The 2,042-nt window shown below is 26.2% G+C and carries 1 protein-coding gene and 1 pseudogene; both read right to left on the reverse strand.

All coding sequences use genetic code 11. The features are described 5' to 3' along the window. Positions 1-325: pseudogene (locus tag QZU75_RS12715) on the reverse strand (IS5/IS1182 family transposase); the annotation flags it as partial. A gap of 199 nt (positions 326-524) precedes the next feature. Next, positions 525-1,730, reverse strand: a complete 1,206-nt coding sequence (locus tag QZU75_RS12720) for a transposase (protein WP_296884203.1) — start codon at positions 1,728-1,730, stop codon at positions 525-527. Between the last annotated feature and the right edge of the window lie 312 nt (positions 1,731-2,042).

Below are 2,042 nucleotides of genomic sequence, written 5' to 3' on the forward strand. Positions count from 1 at the left end.
TTTTTGGTGGTTTAAATTCTATTTTTCCTTCTGCTAGTTGTTGTAGTTGTGTTTTTGTTTTAAATCCGCATTGTACGACGAGTGCTGTTAATAATAGGCTGAGATAGATGTTTTTGTACATGGATTTGTCTGTAAAACTGTGGAATTTTCCTAATCCAAATGCTACTTTGGCTGATTTGAAGAAATCTTCTATTATTCCTCTTGTGGGTTTGTATTCTTTCCAATTTACTAGTTTTATGAGTAATGGGCGTTGGGGGTGGTTTATTAGTTTTTTATTTTTTTCAATATCTTTTGGATTCTTGTAGATTAATAAAGGATAGGCCATTTGGTCTTGTAATGAGTGTTCCGAATAATTCAAATTTTGATGAAAAAGTAATACTAATATAAAATATTTATAAATAAAGATAAAATAATAAATAATTATATCATAAAAACAGTTACTTTATAACCTATAAAATAGCCTTTAGAGTTTGAATATCCGAATTTGAGTCTTAATTTTTTTGAGTCTGTAAAATTTTATAGGCTTATTTAATTTTTATATGATTTTGTGTCCAATTTTGCATTTGGAAGTCTAAGAAAGTCAGAATTCCATTTTTAGTTTTGTATAACTTCTTTATTATTTCAGGATTTGTTTGTCTGTAGTAATTTTCTACTTTATTGGATGTTTTTTCTATATTTTCATCATCTAAGTGTTCTACGTATCTGTGGAAGTGATTGATGATGTGTTTTCTTATGAAATCTTTTAATACTACTGGAATAACTCTGTAATTCTGCAAATATTGTTTAAATTGTTGGATTGCTTCTTGTTTTGAATTTTGTCTGAAGCAATTTTTTAATTCTTGTGCATTTTCGTAAATATGGTTCCTTTCTTTTCCATTTATCTTATTTCGTCTACAATACACTTTTAATTTGTGATTGATTGTTTGAAATAAATGAAATGTGCATAATTGATGTTTTACTTTTATTTCATCTGTTATATTACGATACATTGGGAATAGGTCTGTTGTTAAGCAAATAAATGGTTTATTTGCCGTTGAATCTAAGATAAATTTTTTCGTGTTTTTTGGTATTCTGCGACGTACAATTCTTTCTGCAACTGGAATATTGAGTATTGCATCATATAATGTTAATCTGTAGTGTCTAATTCCATCAAGTCTTAAAAATTGCTCATCGTATAAATAGTAGCCAGAATATTCAAATTCTTTGTTGGTGATTGTTTCTTCGTGATTTTGGTTTGACCAGTTTCGAATTGTTTGGTGAGAAATCTGTATTCCAAGGAATATTTGGAAGTATTTACTTATTTTTCGTAGTGATTGGTATCCTATCTTCATTATTTCTGGTATTTTGTCAATTATTTCTTGTAAATAATGTTTGTTGTTTTTTATTAGTGGATTGTTGCTTATTCCGAATTTTTTGTTGCATTTTTTGCATTGATATTGTTGTTCTTTGAATTCAGTGGTTTTTCCATTGATATTTTGCTTATTTTTTGTTATTGTGCCTTTTTTGATTATTTTATGACTTCCACAAACTGGACAAATTGGATTATCATATTTAAAAGTATTATTTTCATCTAAAAGTAGTTTTTGATTTGTATTTTTAATTTTTGGGTTTTTATTGAGTCTTTCTGAAATGATTTTTTCTCGATTAATTTTTTCGTCATAAAAATCAAAAAGTTTAAGTTGTATGAAGTCTAAATTATTATTGGGGGCAGATTTATTTATATTAGGCATAAAATATTATTTGTTCTCACTTATTAAAGTATTTAACTATTTTTAAACTAATTATATTAAAATTAAAGAAAAATTAGAACGAATTTTTATCGAAGTGAAATTTCAAGTGTAAAAAATTAAATTTGAAAGAAGCCTATAAAATTTTACAGACTCATTTTTTTAAATGTTCTGGAGTGATATACTTCCTTAAAATGTTGATATCGCACTCTACTTGTGTTGCATCAGTAATATAAATATCTTTTCTTGTTTTATGTGGTTTAAAAAACTTTTTTAGGATTGAATTTACGATATTACAATAATTCTCTGGGTCAT

The sequence above is a fragment of the uncultured Methanobrevibacter sp. genome (assembly GCF_902764455.1).
GTDB lineage: Archaea > Methanobacteriota > Methanobacteria > Methanobacteriales > Methanobacteriaceae > Methanocatella.

Bases quoted from the DNA above. Each gene is read 5' to 3' on its own strand.
- QZU75_RS12720 (WP_296884203.1), bottom strand. From the start codon at position 1,730: ATGCCTAATATAAATAAATCTGCCCCCAATAATAATTTAGACTTCATA.